Source organism: Massilia sp. 9I (assembly GCF_902506415.1).
GTDB lineage: Bacteria > Pseudomonadota > Gammaproteobacteria > Burkholderiales > Burkholderiaceae_D > Telluria.
The window spans coordinates 2,048,414-2,063,014 of sequence record NZ_LR733275.1 but is presented as its reverse complement, the minus strand read 5'-3'; the positions used below and the strand labels follow the sequence as shown (position 1 = coordinate 2,063,014).

13 protein-coding genes are annotated in these 14,601 nt (G+C 67.2%); 2 read left to right on the top strand and 11 right to left on the bottom strand.

Translation table 11 applies throughout. The features are described 5' to 3' along the window. Positions 1 to 6: 6 nt before the first annotated feature. The 3 genes from GV068_RS09385 to GV068_RS09375 are packed head-to-tail and all read right to left on the bottom strand — an operon-like array spanning position 7 to position 3,247. Positions 7 to 963, bottom strand: a complete 957-nt coding sequence (locus GV068_RS09385) for an alpha/beta fold hydrolase (RefSeq protein WP_159697067.1) — start codon at positions 961 to 963, stop codon at positions 7 to 9. After that, positions 960 to 1,769 (bottom strand): SDR family oxidoreductase, encoded by an 810-nt coding sequence (locus tag GV068_RS09380; protein ID WP_159697066.1) that lies wholly within the window; start codon positions 1,767 to 1,769, stop codon positions 960 to 962. Before GV068_RS09380 ends, GV068_RS09385 begins: the two co-directional genes overlap by 4 nt. Continuing rightward, entirely contained in the window at positions 1,766 to 3,247 is a 1,482-nt protein-coding gene (locus tag GV068_RS09375) for an NAD(P)/FAD-dependent oxidoreductase (protein ID WP_159697065.1), read from the bottom strand. The genes GV068_RS09380 and GV068_RS09375 overlap by 4 nt, the downstream gene beginning before the upstream one ends. A gap of 81 nt (positions 3,248 to 3,328) precedes the next feature. Between GV068_RS09375 and GV068_RS09370 the strand changes: the two genes are divergently transcribed. Further along, entirely contained in the window at positions 3,329 to 3,967 is a 639-nt protein-coding gene (locus GV068_RS09370) for a TetR/AcrR family transcriptional regulator (RefSeq protein WP_159697064.1), read from the top strand. A 234-nt stretch (positions 3,968 to 4,201) separates the two neighbouring features. Here GV068_RS09370 and GV068_RS09365 read toward each other — a convergent pair whose 3' ends face one another. The 5 genes from GV068_RS09365 to GV068_RS09345 form a co-directional block, all read right to left on the bottom strand. Beyond that, positions 4,202 to 4,708 carry an outer membrane beta-barrel protein gene (locus tag GV068_RS09365; RefSeq protein ID WP_159697063.1) on the bottom strand — a complete coding sequence of 169 codons (507 nt, stop codon included), beginning with the start codon at positions 4,706 to 4,708 and terminating at the stop codon, positions 4,202 to 4,204. A gap of 239 nt (positions 4,709 to 4,947) precedes the next feature. Next, positions 4,948 to 6,348 (bottom strand): dihydrolipoyl dehydrogenase, encoded by a 1,401-nt coding sequence (gene lpdA, locus GV068_RS09360; RefSeq protein WP_159697062.1) that lies wholly within the window; start codon positions 6,346 to 6,348, stop codon positions 4,948 to 4,950. 4 nt (positions 6,349 to 6,352) lie between these two features. Further along, positions 6,353 to 7,702 (bottom strand): dihydrolipoamide acetyltransferase family protein, encoded by a 1,350-nt coding sequence (locus tag GV068_RS09355; protein ID WP_159697061.1) that lies wholly within the window; start codon positions 7,700 to 7,702, stop codon positions 6,353 to 6,355. Positions 7,703 to 7,704: 2 nt separating this feature from the next. Beyond that, positions 7,705 to 8,757, bottom strand: coding sequence for an alpha-ketoacid dehydrogenase subunit beta (locus tag GV068_RS09350; protein WP_373888438.1), 1,053 nt, complete (start codon positions 8,755 to 8,757; stop codon positions 7,705 to 7,707). Then, entirely contained in the window at positions 8,757 to 9,989 is a 1,233-nt protein-coding gene (locus GV068_RS09345) for a 3-methyl-2-oxobutanoate dehydrogenase (2-methylpropanoyl-transferring) subunit alpha (RefSeq protein WP_159697060.1), read from the bottom strand. Before GV068_RS09345 ends, GV068_RS09350 begins: the two co-directional genes overlap by 1 nt. A gap of 207 nt (positions 9,990 to 10,196) precedes the next feature. On the opposite strand from GV068_RS09345, the gene GV068_RS09340 reads away from it, so the two are divergent. Beyond that, the gene (locus tag GV068_RS09340) at positions 10,197 to 11,783 is read left to right on the top strand and encodes an EAL domain-containing protein (RefSeq protein ID WP_159697059.1); all 1,587 of its coding nucleotides are present in this window, start codon (positions 10,197 to 10,199) and stop codon (positions 11,781 to 11,783) included. Positions 11,784 to 11,789: 6 nt separating this feature from the next. Here the strand turns inward: GV068_RS09340 and GV068_RS09335 are convergent, their stop codons facing one another. From GV068_RS09335 to GV068_RS09325, 3 genes are all read right to left on the bottom strand, one after another. Next, complete coding sequence (locus GV068_RS09335; protein WP_159697058.1) at positions 11,790 to 12,194, bottom strand: GFA family protein; 405 nt, start codon at positions 12,192 to 12,194, stop codon at positions 11,790 to 11,792. A gap of 4 nt (positions 12,195 to 12,198) precedes the next feature. Then, positions 12,199 to 12,534: a DUF805 domain-containing protein gene (locus GV068_RS09330; RefSeq protein ID WP_159697057.1), complete on the bottom strand. Its 336-nt coding sequence runs from the start codon at positions 12,532 to 12,534 to the stop codon at positions 12,199 to 12,201. A 105-nt stretch (positions 12,535 to 12,639) separates the two neighbouring features. Further along, the gene (locus tag GV068_RS09325) at positions 12,640 to 14,532 is read right to left on the bottom strand and encodes a CocE/NonD family hydrolase (protein WP_201303266.1); all 1,893 of its coding nucleotides are present in this window, start codon (positions 14,530 to 14,532) and stop codon (positions 12,640 to 12,642) included. Between the last annotated feature and the right edge of the window lie 69 nt (positions 14,533 to 14,601).

Here is a 14,601-nt window from a genome sequence, read left to right as displayed (position 1 = left end):
TTGTCTTCAGCCGGCCAGCGCCAGACGCGTGGCGGCCGCCTCGTCGATAAAGCGCGCCATGATATCAGGCTGGGTCACCGGCAGCATGTGGCCACCCTCGACCAGCTCCAGGCGGGCGCCGGGGACTTTGTCGGCCAATGCCTGGCCGTTGGCGCGCCAGTCGAGGATGCGGTCGTCGCGGCCGAACAGGATGTGGACCGGCAGGCGCAGTTCACGGTAGCGCTGCTCCAGCTGCGGCATGTGGCCTGCCAGCGCCAGCAGGTCGGCCGAGCTGGCGAGGAATTGCTGCGGACGCAGGCTGAGCAGGCCGCCGCCGCGGGTCGGGAAGTCGCGCGGCACGGCTTCCGGGCCGAACACCTGGGCCAGCACGCCCTTGCTGGCAAGGATGCTGAGCGGGACTGCAAGCGTCGCCGCGAACAGGCGGCGCAGCGGGGCATTCTGGATATTCAGGGCGCGGAAAGCCGGCGGCACGCCTTCCGGCGCATGGCTCAAGGGCGCCACCAGGGCCAGCGCGCCGACCTGTTGCGGATGTTCCAGCGCCAGGGTCAGCGCGGTGGCGCCGCCCAGCGAGTGGCCGACCACGGTGGGGCGTTCCAGCCCCAGCTTGCGGATCAGGGCGGCGATCGCGCGCGCCTGGGTCGAGAGGTCCGCGGGGACGCCATCTGGCCGGGTCGAATAGCCGGAACCGGGACGGTCGATCGTCACCACCCGGTAGCGCTGGGAGAGCTCGGCGACCGCGCCGTAGTTGAAGTGCGCCATCTGGCCGCCCAGGCCATGGATCATCACCAGCGCCGGCCCCTGGCCCTCGTCGCGCACGTGCAGGCGCACGCCGTCGACCTCCAAGAAACGTCCGGCGGGCGGCATGAACGCTTCGATGCGGCGCGCGGTGCGCCGGCTGAACAGCGCCAGCAAGACCAGCAGCAGGGCAATGCCGCCTACGAGGTAGAGCAGGAAGGAGATCATCGCGATGTCGCTTTCTTCAGGAGTTTCCAGTAGTGGATGGGACTGAGGCGTTCGAGCAGGGCCACGAACTTGGCGTCGCTGCCGACCAGGATGCGGGCCTGGCGCCGCTCGATGCCGCGCACGATAATTTCGCCGGCCTGTTCGGGCGCCATGCGCAGCAGGCGCTGGGCGATGGCGCGGCCGCGCTCGATCTCGTGCTGCGGCGTGCCGGCGGGTACGCGCGCGTTCTTCGCGATGGCGGTGGCGACGCCGCCCGGGTGCACCACGCTGACGGCCACCTTGCTGCCTTCGAGTTCGTGGCGCAGCGCGTTGCTGAAACCCCGCACCGCGAACTTGCTGGCCGAGTAGGCGCTCTGGCCCGGCGGCGAAACGATGCCGTAGATGCTGGAGACGTTCACCAGGCGCGCGTCGTCGCTGGCGTGCAGGTGCGGCAGGAAAGCACGCGTCATGCGCACCACGGCGTGGAAGTTGATCTCCATGAGCCAGTCGAAATCGTCCTCGCCAACCTGCTCGAAGCTGCCGCCGAGGGCCACGCCGGCGTTGTTGACGACCAGGTCGACCCGGCCGTGGGCCGCCAGCACCTCGGCCGGCAGGGCGCGCACGGCCTCCCTGGCGGCGACGTCGAGCGGATGGCTGGAGGCGCGCACGCCGAGCTGGCGCGCCGCCTGCGCCGTCTCGGCGGCCGCGGCGCCGTCGATGTCGGCCAGCGCCAGGTGGCAGCCGCGCCTGGCCAGGGCGAGGGCGGTAGCGCGGCCGATGCCGCCGCCGGCGCCGGTGACGACCGCAACGCGATTCGCGAGCTTCATGGCATGGCTCCCTGGGCGCCGAAGCGCAGTACCCCGTCGTCGATGCGGCCGTAACGGATCGTCAGCAGGTCGCGCAGGTAGTTCTGGTAGACCTGCCAGGGCTTGCGCGCGCCCTGCTTGGGCAGGATGTGGCGGGCCCGTTCGACATAGCCCGAATTGAAGTCGAGGAAGGGCACTGCTTCCACCGAGGGGTCGCGCGGGGCGACCGCGATGGCCTGGCCGCGCGCATCCATGTGGCGCAGCAGGCGGCAGACCCAGGCCGCGGTGAGGTCGGCCTTCAGGGTCCAGGAGGCATTGGTGTAGCCAAAGGCGAGCGCGCAGTTCGGCACGCCGCTCAGCATCATGCCCTTGTAGGACATGGCGCGGCTCGGGTCGATCACGCGGCCGTCGACCACCAGGGTGGCGCCGCCGAACAGCTTGAGCGTGAGGCCGGTGGCCATGACGACCAGGTCGGCCGGCAGTTCGCGCCCCGATTCGAGCTGGATGCCACCCGGCGTGAAGCGCGCAATACGATCCGTGACCACCGAGGCGCGGCCGCGGCGCACGGCCTTGAACAGGTCGCCGTCCGGGACCACGCAGACGCGCTGGTCCCAGGGCTTGTAGCTGGGCGTGAAATGATCGAGCGCGGCCTGGGCGGAACCGAGCTGGTGGCCGGCCATCTCGACGATCTTCTTCTTGACCAGTTCCGGCTTGCTGCGCGCCAGCCAGTACAGGAACATGCTTTCGCCCAGCACGCGCCAGCGCGTGAGGCGGTAGGCCAGCTGCTGCGGGAACAGGCGCTGCATACGCTGCGCGAAGCGGTAGCGCAAGGGGCGCGCCACCACGTAGGTGGGGGAGCGTTGCAGCATGGTGACGTGGGCTGCGTGCTCGCTCATGGCCGGCACCACGGTCACGGCGGTGGCGCCGCTGCCGACCACCACCACCTGCTTGCCGCTGTAGTCGAGCTCGCGCGGCCAGAACTGCGGCTGCACGATCTGCCCTTGGAAACCGTCCTCGCCCTCGAAACGCGGGCGGTAGGCTTCGTCGTAGCTGTAGTAGCCGCTGCACAGGTAGAGGAAGCGCGCCTGCAGGGTGCTTGTGGCGCCATCCGCCAGCCGTGCCTGCACGGTCCACAGCGCGTCCTTCGAGCACCAGCTGGCCCCGACCACCTTGTGGCCGTAGCGGATGTGCGGCTCGATGCCGTGCTCGCGCGCGGTGCTGCGCACGTAGTCGAGGATGGCGGGACCGTCGGCGATCGCTTTCGGATCCAGCCAGGGCCGGAAAGAATAGCCCAGGGTGTACATGTCCGAGTCCGAGCGGATGCCGGGATAGCGGAACAGGTCCCAGGTGCCGCCGATGGCGTCGCGCGCCTCGAGGATGGCAAAGCGCTTGCCGGGGCAGCCCTGCTGCAGGGCGCTCGCGGCGCCGATGCCGGACAGGCCGGCGCCGACGATCAGGACGTCGAGCGGGGCCTCGGCGGCGGAGGGAGATGGGTGCATGGCGTCTCGGGTCTTATTGAATTATATTGACACTGTACATTGTCAGAATTCCCGTGACAAGTTTCTGTGTAGAATGTCGGCATGAATCCAGAGCTCACTCCCACCCGTTCCTACCGCGGGCTGTCGCAGGAAGAGCGGCGCGCCGACCGCAAGGCGCGCCTGATTGCCGCGGCGATTGCCGTCTACGGCGAGCGCGGCTATCACCAGGCCACCGTCAAGGCGGTATGCGAAGCGGCCGGCCTGACCGAGCGCTACTTCTACGAATCCTTCCCCAACAGCGAAACGCTGCTGATCGACTCCTTCAACGCAGTCACCTATTCGGTGCTGGGCGAGATCACGGGAGCGGCGCACGCGGCGGGCCGCGGCCGGATCGCCCGTTCGCGCGCCATGCTGCACGCCTACTTCGCGGCGCTGCAGCGCGAGCCGCAGTCGGCGCGGGTGTTCCTGGTGGAGATCCGCGGCGTCAGCCGCGCAGTCGACCAGGCCTTCGACGGCGCGCTGCGCGCCATCGGCCGCGAAGTGGCGCGCATCGTCGCGCCGCCGGGCGCACCGGAGGACGAACTGCTGCAGGCCGGCGTGGTCGGCGGCGTGATCCACATCGCACTGCGCTGGATCGACAACGGCTATGCACCCGACATCGAACGCGTGGTCGATTCGGCGCTGCGGCTCGGCACCGTGCTGTCCGCACCCCAGGCCAGGCTGCGCGGCAGCGCAGCCTAAAAGCATCCTTTTCTAACACCGGGGTCAGGTCTAACATTTCTACACGAGCTCGACAGCACAAAGCCTGTTACTGCTCCTGGAAGCGTGAAAGGCACCCGGATTCAATCGCTAGCCGCTCGTGACACGGCAGAGTCCGTGTAAAAATGTTAGACCTGACCCCGGTTCTGACACGGGTTCGCGCAGGCGTAAAAAAACCCGGCCAGGCCGGGTTTTTTCATGGGGTGCTGTTCTAAATTAGAACTGGAAGGACACGCCCGCGCTCACGTTGGTGACGTCGCTGGCCGGCTTCTGCACTTCGACGCGGGCCGACACGGCCGGGTTAAAGGCGTAGCTCAGACCGATGCCGTACAGGGCCTTGGTCTCGTCGTCCTTGGCGCTGACGTTGCCGACGCGTGCCTTGGCTTCCAGGCGGTTCAGGCCCAGGCGGCCGTAGACGCTGAAGCTCTCAGCGATCGGCAGGCTGCCGACCACCGACAGGGCCAGCTGGTTGGCGCGCACGTTGGCGGTCACGCTGCCGACGCGGTAGTCGACGTCAGCCAGGCGACGGTAGCCGGCTTCGACTGCCAGGTTCTGGTGGAAGTTGTAGCCGACGAAGGCGCCGTAGCTGGTGTCACGGTCCGACACGTCGTCGATCTTGGTGCGGCCGACGTCGGCGCCCGCGTAGAAGGTGTTCGGCTGGGCGGCGAAGGCTGCCGACGAAGCGATGATCAGAGCGGTTGCGGCTGCGATTTTTTTGAACATAGGGTGTACCTTTTTTTCTATTAACAATTGCGCAAAGGATGATTCCTGAGCGACGGACGCATTATTGCATCACGGATACACTTTACGCAATTTTTCGTTTATCGAAAAACTGCAAATATTGTTTGCAAATGTAAGAATGTATGCATATCCCGTTCGTCTGTATGCGAAAAACGGCGAATATATGCTAGCCGAATAAAAAATGCCGCCCGGTGGGCGGCATTGTGGGGCGCGGGGAAGCGTTAGATGTGCAGGGCGTGCCCGAGCGCGCGCAGCGCGGCTTCCTGTACCGCCTCGCCCAAGGTCGGGTGGGCATGGATGGTGCCGGCGATGTCCTCGAGCTGGGCGCCCAGTTCGATCGACTGGGTAAAGCCCGCCGCCAGTTCCGATACGGCGCCGCCAACGGCCTGCCAGCCGATGATGCGGTGGTCGCTCTTGCGCGCCACCACGCGCACGAAGCCATCGGTGCTTTCGATGGTCATGGCGCGGCCGTTGGCGCTGAACGGGAAGTTGGCGGTGACGATCTCGATGCCGGCCTTGTCCGCGTCCAGCGGCGACATCCCGACCACCACGATTTCCGGATCGGTGAAGCACACCGCCGGAATCGCGGCCGGCTCGAAATGGCGGCGCTTGCCGGACACGATCTCGGCCACCATCTCGCCCTGCGCCATCGCGCGGTGCGCCAGCATCGGCTCGCCGGCGAGGTCGCCGATCGCCCACACGTTGCGCATCGAGGTGCGGCACTGGTTGTCGACCTTGATGGCGCGGCCATCCATGTCGAGCATCAGGTTTTCCAGGCCCCAGCCCGTGGTGCGCGGCTTGCGTCCCACCGCCACCAGCACGCAGTCCGCTTCCAGCAAGGCTTCCACGCCGGAGGCGTCGCGCACCCGGACATTGCTGCCGTCCATCCCCAGTACCGAAGTGCCGAGGCGCAGCTCGACGCCCAGGCGCCCCAATGCCGCCGCGACCGGTTTGACCAGGTCTGCGTCATAGGCGGGGAGGATGCGGTCCGCGGCTTCCACCACCGTCACCTGCGCGCCCAGCTTGCGGTAGGCGGTGCCCAGTTCCAGGCCGATGTAGCCGGCACCGACCACCACCAGGCGCTGCGGCACGCCGCTAGGGGACAGCGCTTCGGTCGACGAGATCACCGGGCCGCCGAAAGGCATGAAGGGCAGTTCGACCGGCACCGAGCCGGCAGCCAGTAGCATGTGCTCGCAGCGGATCCGCACCGAGGCCTCAGCGTCGCCTTCCTGGCGCACTTCGACCGTCTTGCCGTCCAGGATGGTGGCCCAGCCTTCGACCAGCTTGACGCCGTTTTTCTTGAGCAGCGCGCCGACGCCGCCGGTGAGCTTCTTGACGATGCCGTCCTTCCAGGCCACCGTGCGTTCGAGGTCGATGCGTGGCTCGCTACCCGTGATGCCCAGTGGCGAGGTCTCCGCTGCGTAGCTGCGCGCCTTGCAGAATTCGTCGGCGGCGTGGATCAGGGCCTTGGACGGGATGCAGCCGATGTTCAGGCAGGTCCCGCCCGGGGATGCGCCTTCGACCAGGATGGTCGGCACGTTCAGCTGGCCGGCGCGGATGCCCGCCACATAGCCGCCGGGGCCGCCGCCGATGATCAGTAGAGTGGTATGCAATGTCTCCATCTATTTACTCCACGAAGATGGTCGCCGGGGTTTCGAGGTAGCCGCGGATGGCCTGGATGAACTTCGCCGCCACCTGGCCGTCGATGACGCGGTGGTCGAACGAGGACGACAGGTTCATCATCTTGCGCGCGACCATGGCGCCGTCCCGGATCACCGGACGGTCGACGATGCGGTTGGTGCCGATGATCGCCACTTCCGGCCGGTTGATGACCGGGGTGGTGACGATGCCGCCCAAGGGGCCCAGACTGGTGATGGTGATAGTCGAACCCGTGAGCTCGTCGCGCGTGGCCTTGCCCGTGCGCGCGGCATCGGCCAGGCGCGCGACTTCCTGCGCGCTGTCCCACGGATCGCGCGCTTCCGCATGGCGCACCACCGGCACCATCAGGCCGGCTTCGGTCTGGGCGGCGATGCCCAGGTGGACCGGCTCGTACTGGGTCAGCAGGTTGTTGGCGTCGTCGAAGCGCGCGTTCATCATCGGATACTGGCGCAGGGCCAGCACCACCGCGCGCATCAGGAGCGGCAGGAAGGTCAGCTTGCCGCGCTCCGCGCCGTAACGCGTGTTGAGCTGGGCGCGCAGCAGCTCCAGTTCCGTGACGTCGATCTCTTCGACATAGGTGAAGTGCGGGATCTGGCGCTTCGCTTCCTGCATCTTCTCGGCGATCTTGCGGCGCAGGCCGATCACCGGCGTGGCAGTCTCGCCTTCCAGCTTGGCGTAGCGGTTGTCGCGGCCACCGCCCTGGTTTGCGCCGCGGCGCCCCGCCACGTGGGCGTCGAGGTCGGCGTGGGTGATCCGGCCGGCAGGGCCGCTGCCGTGCACGAACTGCAGTTCGATCCCGAGGTCCCAGGCGCGCTGGCGCACGGCCGGCGCGGCCAGCGGCTTTTCGCCTTCCGCGCGCATCGGCGCCGGACCATTCTGGTAGCTGCGCGGCGCTGGAGCCGGCGCCTTCGGAGGCGGAGCAGCGGGAGCAGCAGCCTTGCTCGTGGCGCCATGCGCGGCTTCCGCCTGCGCCACGGCTTCCAGCTGCGGGTCGCCGACTTCTTCCGCCGGCGCTTTTGCGGCCGCCGACTTGGCCGGTTCCTGTTTCGCCTTCTCGCCCGAGAAGTTACCGGCGCCCTCGACTTCGAGGCGGATCAGCTCCGCGCCCACGGCCAGCGACTGGCCGACCGCGCCGCCCAGGCTGGTGATGGTGCCCGCCACCGGCGACGGGATCTCGACCGTGGCCTTGTCGGTCATGACGTCGGCCAGCACCTGGTCTTCCTTGACCGTGTCGCCGGGCTGAACGTGCCAGGCCACGACTTCCACCTCGGCGATGCCTTCGCCCAGGTCCGGCATCTTGATAACGTGAATGCCCATGTTCAGCGACCCTCCATCGTGCGTTTCAAGGCCGCCGCAACGCGGTCCGGCCCCGGGAAGTAAGCCCATTCCTGCGCATGCGGGTAAGGGGTGTCCCAGCCGGTGACGCGCTCGATCGGCGCTTCCAGCTGGTAGAAGCAGTGTTCCTGCACCAGGGCAGCGAGTTCCGCGCCAAAGCCGCTGGTGCGGGTCGCTTCGTGCACGATCACGCAGCGGCCGGTCTTCTTGACCGAGGCGACGATGGTCTCGAGATCCAGCGGCCAGATGCTGCGCAGGTCGATGACTTCGGCGTCGACGCCGCTTTCACGGGCCGCCGCTTCCGACACCCACACCATGGTGCCGTAGGCGAGCACCGTCACGTCGTTCCCGGGGCGGACGATGTTTGCCTTGTCCAGGTCGACGGTGTAGTGCCCGGTCGGCACGTTGCCCAGCGCATGGCCGGACCAGGGCACCACCGGACGGTCGTGGTGGCCGTCGAAGGGGCCGTTGTACAGGCGTTTCGGTTCCAGGAAGATCACCGGGTCGTCGTTCTCGATCGAGGCGATCAGCAAGCCTTTCGCATCGTAGGGATTCGACGGCATTACCGTGCGCAGGCCGCACACGTGGGTGAAGAAGGCTTCCGGGCTCTGGCTGTGGGTCTGGCCGCCGTAGATGCCGCCGCCGCAAGGCATGCGGATCACCATCGAGGCGGTGAACTCGCCGGCCGAGCGGTAGCGCAGGCGCGCCGCTTCCGACACGATCTGGTCGGTCGCGGGATAGAAATAGTCGGCGAACTGGATCTCGACCACCGGGCGCAGGCCATAAGCCGCCATGCCCACCGCGGTGCCGACGATGCCGCCTTCCGAAATCGGCGCGTCGAACACGCGCGACTTGCCGTACTTGGCCTGCAGGCCATCGGTGACGCGGAACACGCCGCCGAAATAGCCCACGTCCTGGCCGTACACCACGACGTTGTCGTCGCGTTCCATCACCACGTCCATCGCCGAGCGAAGCGCCTGGATCATGGTCATCGGCATGGTGGCCGTGTCTTTCGTTTGATCGTCGCGTGCCATCATCACACTCCCAGTTCCTGGCGCTGCCGGCGCAGGTGCTCCGGCATCTCCTTGTACACGTCCTCGAACATCGCGCTAGCGCTCGGGGCGCGCTCGTCGCCCAGGATGCCGTACGACTCGGCCTCTTTCTGGGCCGCCAGGACTTCCGCCTCCAGCTCGGCCTGCACGGCCTCGTGCTCTTCGTCCGACCACCAGCCCTGCTTGGTCAGGTACTGGCGCAGGCGGGCGACCGGGTCGCCCAGCGGGAAGTGCGAGAAGTCGTCCGCCGGGCGGTAGCGCGACGGGTCGTCCGAGGTCGAGTGCGGGCCGGCGCGGTAGGTGACCCATTCGATCAGTGTCGGGCCCAGGTTCGAGCGCGCGCGTTCGGCCGCCCACCGCGATGCCGACAGCACGGCCAGGAAATCGTTGCCGTCCACGCGCAGCGAGGCGATGCCGCTGCCGATGCCGCGGGTGGCGAAGGTGACGCTCTCGCCGCCGGCGATCGCCTGGAAGGTCGAGATGGCCCACTGGTTGTTGACCACGTTGAGGATCACCGGCGCGCGGTAGACGTGGGCAAAGGTGAGGGCGGTGGAGAAGTCGGATTCGGCGGTGGCGCCGTCGCCGATCCAGGCCGAGGCGATCTTGGTATCGCCCTTGATGGCGGAGGCCATGGCCCAGCCCACCGCTTGCGGGTACTGGGTCGCGAGGTTGCCGGAAATGGTAAAGAAGCCGGCGCGGCGCACCGAGTACATCACCGGCAGCTGGCGGCCCTTGAGCGGATCCTTTTCATTGGACAGCAGCTGGCAGATCATCTCGACCAGCGGCACCTGCTTGGCGATCAGGAGGCTTTGCTGGCGGTAGGTCGGGAAGTGCATGTCGCCGTCTTCCAGGGCCAGGGCCTGGGCGGTGCCGATGGCTTCCTCGCCGAGCGACAGCATATAGAAGGACATTTTCTTCTGGCGCTGGGCGATCACCATGCGCGCATCGAAGATGCGGGTCTTCATCATGGTGCGCAGGCCGAAGCGCAGCAGTTCGCGGTCCGGTTCCGGGGCCCAGGGGCCGACGGCATCGCCGTTCTCGTCCAGGACGCGGATCAGGCCGGTCGCGATGTCGCTCGTGTCGAGCGGCGCTACGTCGACGGGCGGACGCCGGACGGAACCGGCGGGACTCAATTGCAGATACGAAAAATCGGTCTTGCAGCCCGGGCGGCCGGTAGGCTCCGGTACGTGCAGCGACAGAGGCTTACTCTGACTCATAAACGCTTCCCCTTTGTAAGGTGACTTGCGGCAAGCATGATAAGGCTTACGGCCCCGCACACGAAGACCCTGGTGAACTATTTTCATATTGCTATGCAGCATAGCTGGCTCGGCCGAACCGCCGAGCGCATGCGCATTGCATAGCCTGTGGGGCGGCTGTAGTATGAAGGTGCGCCGGTTCCGCATTGATGGCCGCGCGCAGAAGCGATGAAAAAAACTGCCGTCATGTTGTTGACGCTGCTGGTGGCGATCGCAGGCATGAGCCTGCCGATCTGGGTCGCCATGGAAGAGTCGCAACGTCAGGCGTACACGGCGGAAAGTGCCCACGCGCTAGGTTACGCGCGTGACGTCGTACTGCGCGGTAACGAGACCGGGCGCCAGCTCCAGACCGCGGTGGCGCAGCTTGAGCGCCACGCGGAGGCGCCCTGTTCGCCGCAGAGCATCGACGACATGCGCCGGCTCGACCTTGGATCGACCTATATTCAGGCGATCGGGTATGTCGAGGGCGATCGCATGCTGTGCTCGTCCATCGCCGGCGCCGCCGCCGTCCTCGAACTCGGCGCGCCCGACTACGCCGGCGCCAGCGGTGCACTGGTGCGCACGGACGTGCGCTTTCCCTTTGCCCCGCAGCAGAGCTTTGTGGTGATCCAGTCAGGCCGCTTCGCCGGCATCCTGCATTCGGAGCTGGCGATCGATACCGCCAGGAGCGAACCGGACGTTTCACTGGCGCTGGTGTCGCTCGACTATCCCGCACCGCTCAGCGTCCGTGGCCGCATCGATCCGGGCTGGGTCGCGCGCCTCGGCCGCGCGTCCGAGGCCGTGTTCGAGGAAGGCGGCAACGTCGTCGCCGTGGCGCGCTCGGACCGCTACCGGACGGCCGGCATCGCGGCGGTGCCGGTGCACTACCTGCGCACGCGGATGGAACACCTGGCGCTGCGCCTGATTCCGGCGGGCCTGGCGGCGGGCATTGTGCTGACCCTGGCCGTACTGTACTTCGTGCGTCAGCAGATGGCCTTGCCGTCGGCCGTCAGGAGCGCGCTGCGGCGGCGCGAATTGTTCCTGGAGTACCAGCCGGTGGTCGACCTGCGCAGCGGCGCCTGGATCGGGGTCGAGGCGCTGGTGCGCTGGCGACGGCCTACCGGCGAAGTCGTGCCTCCCGACCTGTTCATTCCGATCGCAGAGCAGAACGCCATGATCGTGCTGCTGACGCGCCAGGTGCTCGAGCAGGTGTGCCGGGACACCGGCTTCTACCTGCAGCTGCATCCCGAATTCCATATCGGGATCAATGTGGCGCCGGCCGACTTCCATTCCCCTGAATTCGTCGCCGATCTGCATGAGGCGCTGCGCCGGACCGGAGCACAACCCGCCAGCCTGATCCTCGAAGTGACCGAGCGCGGCCTGCTCGATCCGGTGGTGGCGCGCGAAACCACAGGGGTGCTGCGGCGCCACGGCTTCGCGCTGGCGATCGACGACTTCGGCACCGGCTACTCGAGCCTGTCCTACCTGGAATCGCTGGAGCTGGACTACCTGAAGATCGACCGCAGCTTCATCGAGGCGATCGGCACCGGCGCCCCGACCAGCCAGGTGGTGGGGCACATCATCCGGATGGCAAACGACCTTGGCTTGCGCATGATCGCGGAAGGGGTCGAAAGCCACGCCCAGGCCGACTTCCTGCGCAAGCAGGGCGTGCAGTATGCCCAGGGCTGGCTGTTCGGGCGGCCGGTGGCCTTTGCCGAAATCGTGCGCCGGATGGAAGAGATGGCGGAGAATGCCGCGCTGAGCGCCGCCGTCTAGCGGCGCTCAGGGATAGTGTTCGGCGTCCGGGGGCGGGACGACCCAGCCGTGCATGCGTTCTTCGTAGACCGACACTGTGGGGGCCGGGAAGGCCGGGTCGGCAAACACGCCGACCGGGACCATGATGTATTCGGGCAGCGCCTCGGCTTCGTAGTACACCGTGGTGCCGCACCGGGGACAGAAGTGGAAGTGGGCGCGTGCGCCCGAGTCGCCGGCCAGGACGAACTCGGTCGAGCTGCCCTCCAGCTGCACGTTTTCGCGCGCGAATCTGGCCTGCTGCGCGAACGGACCGCCGCTACGGCGCTGGCAGTTCAGGCAGTGGCAGATCGAGATCCGCAGCGGCTCCCCAAGCACGCGCGCCCTCAGTTGGCCGCAGCTGCAGCTGGCGAGGCGGACCAGGGGGCTGTCCATCGCCTCAGACCACGGCGGCGGAAGCGCCGAAGCGGTTTTCCTTGCCTTCCTGCGCCAGGAAAACGATCAGCACGATCCAGCCGATGATGGGCACGAAGACCAGCAGCTGCCACCAGCCGCTGCGGTCGGTGTCGTGCAGGCGGCGGGCGCCGGCCGACAGCTGGGGGATCAGCATGGCGAGGTTGAAGATACCCGCGATCACGTCGCCGACGGCCAGGGTCAGAATCGCGCCGGTGCCGACGAGGAACAGCCAGAACCACCAGTACTCCGAACGCGAGGCGGTACCGTCGAAGTCCGCGTATTTTTTCAGGCAGGTGGCAACCGATTCGCTAAAGTTCATGTCGTTCTCTCAGATAGTGCCGTTAGGCAATTATTATAGGAATCGACAACATAGCACGCGGCGCCGGGCGGAAAACGCGCACATTCTCACGCCCGGGCGCATCGCTTAGCGTACGACCGGCAGTTCGATGTAGCTCGGGTTGGCCGCATCGTGATGCAGCGCATTGTCCGCCACCACGCCCACCGATTCGCTTTCGTTCGGTCCACCGGTGTTCAGGTTGCGCACGAACTTCGGGAAGTTGGACGAGGTCACCTCGACCCGGATCCGGTGCCCGGCGCCGAACTGGATCGCGGTCGCGATCGGAGTCAAGCGGATCGTCGCCACTTCACCCGGCGTGAGCGGCGTCGGCTGCTCGAAGCCGTTGCGGTAACGCGCGCGGAAGATGGTGTCGCCGATGATCCAGGCGGTGCCGTCGGGCGCCACGTCGACCAGCTTGACGGCGAAGTCGGTGTCCTTCGCATTCGACGAGATCTTCAGGACCGCGTCCACGAAACCGGCCACGCTGACGGGCTTGGGCAGCGGATCGCTGGTGTAGACCAGCACGTCGTTGCGCGCCTCGACCGGCCGCTGGTCGAAAGCACCCGGCACCACGATGCCGCCGTTGCAGCAGTCGCCGCCGCCGATGGTCTGGACCGGGTTCATTGGATCGTAGCGGTAGCGGTCGGCCGCTTCGCCCGCGGCCGGCGCTTCGCTGCTCAGGCGGCCGTCGCCCCACAGGGAGTTGGCCTTTCCGCCGGAACGCAGGTAGAGACGCATCGGCTTGGCGGTCTCCGGCGGCCAGGTGCCGGCCTTCTGCCAGCGGTTGGCGCCCATCTCGAAGTAGCGTACGTGCGGTGTGGTGGACGGGAAGGCCTTGGCATCGCCCTTGAGCCAGCGGTCGAACCAGCCGTAGATGGCGCCGTCGACGTCAAAACTGGCGTCGCCCATCGAGCGTTCGCCCACCGTCATGTTCGGGCCCAGGCGCGCATACGCGCAGTGCACGTTCGGCGCCACCACCACGTACTGGTTGGCGCTGGCTTCCTTGTCGGTGCCGGCCGCGCGGGCGTGGTTGTACAGCTCCAGGTTGGGGCCGATCGAGACGTCGTACCAGCTGTTGAACCACAGGGCCGGCACGCCCCAGCCCATGCCTTCGTGGTACAAGCCGCCCTGACGCCAGCCCGGATCGGCCGGGGTGCGCTTGATGAACTGTTCGAAGGTGGCGGGCGGCTCGCCCAGGGAAGTGAGCAGCTGGTCGACCGGCAGGTGTTTGATCTGCTTGTTCCAGTCGACCTGCGGCTTGGTCGGATTCAGGTCATTGTAGGCCTCGATGCGGGCGCGCAGCTTTTCATCGGCAATCGCCGGCAGTTGGGCGCGCAGCGGATTGTCGACGCCGTACAGCCACACGAAGAACAGGTTGCGCGGCACGCCGCCGGTGTACCAGTTGCCCTGTTCCTGGAAGCGCCCGACCTTGCCGATGCCGGCGCCTGAGGCCATCGGCACCATCGCGGCGTGCGCCGGGTGGTTCAGGCCGGCCAGGGCCAGCTGCCATTCGGCGGAGGAGGAGCAGCCCAGGGTGCCGACCTTGCCGTTGGACCAGTCTTGCCGGGCGATCCAGCTCAGGGTGTCGTAGCCGTCGGTCTGGGGCTTGCCGAGGATTTCGAACTGTCCCTGCGAGAAGTAGCGGCCGCGCTCGTTCTGGACGACGAAGACGTAGCCGCGCTTGACCGATTCCAGCACGTAGCGCTGGGTGGAACCCTTCAGCTTGCCTTCGTTGTAGGGCGTCTTCCACAGAATGACGGGAAGCTTGCCGCTCGCGTTCTTCGGCATGTAGATGTCGGTCGACAGCCCCACGCCGTCGCGCATCGGCACCATCACGGACAGGCGCGAGGTGGCGATGGCGGCTAGTTCCTTTTCCAGCGCTTCCTGGCTGTACTTGGCATAGTCCTGGGCCGCGACGGTTGGAGCGGCGCTGGCGGCGAGCAGGGCGATGGCGGTCAGGCTGGCGACAAATTTCTTCAAGGTGTTCCTCTCCTCGTGATTGTTCGGCTGCAGGCGCGCGCTTCGTGTAAAGACATCGGGCATGGCCAT

Excerpts from the sequence above, each read along its gene's own strand:
- GV068_RS09385 (WP_159697067.1), bottom strand. The coding sequence starts at position 963 with ATGATCTCCTTCCTGCTCTACCTCGTAGGCGGCATTGCCCTGCTGCTG.
- GV068_RS09380 (WP_159697066.1), bottom strand. The coding sequence starts at position 1,769 with ATGAAGCTCGCGAATCGCGTTGCGGTCGTCACCGGCGCCGGCGGCGGC.
- GV068_RS09375 (WP_159697065.1), bottom strand. The coding sequence starts at position 3,247 with ATGCACCCATCTCCCTCCGCCGCCGAGGCCCCGCTCGACGTCCTGATC.
- GV068_RS09370 (WP_159697064.1), top strand. The coding sequence starts at position 3,329 with ATGAATCCAGAGCTCACTCCCACCCGTTCCTACCGCGGGCTGTCGCAG.
- GV068_RS09365 (WP_159697063.1), bottom strand. The coding sequence starts at position 4,708 with ATGTTCAAAAAAATCGCAGCCGCAACCGCTCTGATCATCGCTTCGTCG.
- lpdA (WP_159697062.1), bottom strand. The coding sequence starts at position 6,348 with ATGGAGACATTGCATACCACTCTACTGATCATCGGCGGCGGCCCCGGC.
- GV068_RS09355 (WP_159697061.1), bottom strand. The coding sequence starts at position 7,702 with ATGGGCATTCACGTTATCAAGATGCCGGACCTGGGCGAAGGCATCGCC.
- GV068_RS09350 (WP_373888438.1), bottom strand. The coding sequence starts at position 8,757 with ATGATGGCACGCGACGATCAAACGAAAGACACGGCCACCATGCCGATG.
- GV068_RS09345 (WP_159697060.1), bottom strand. The coding sequence starts at position 9,989 with ATGAGTCAGAGTAAGCCTCTGTCGCTGCACGTACCGGAGCCTACCGGC.
- GV068_RS09340 (WP_159697059.1), top strand. The coding sequence starts at position 10,197 with ATGAAAAAAACTGCCGTCATGTTGTTGACGCTGCTGGTGGCGATCGCA.
- GV068_RS09335 (WP_159697058.1), bottom strand. The coding sequence starts at position 12,194 with ATGGACAGCCCCCTGGTCCGCCTCGCCAGCTGCAGCTGCGGCCAACTG.
- GV068_RS09330 (WP_159697057.1), bottom strand. The coding sequence starts at position 12,534 with ATGAACTTTAGCGAATCGGTTGCCACCTGCCTGAAAAAATACGCGGAC.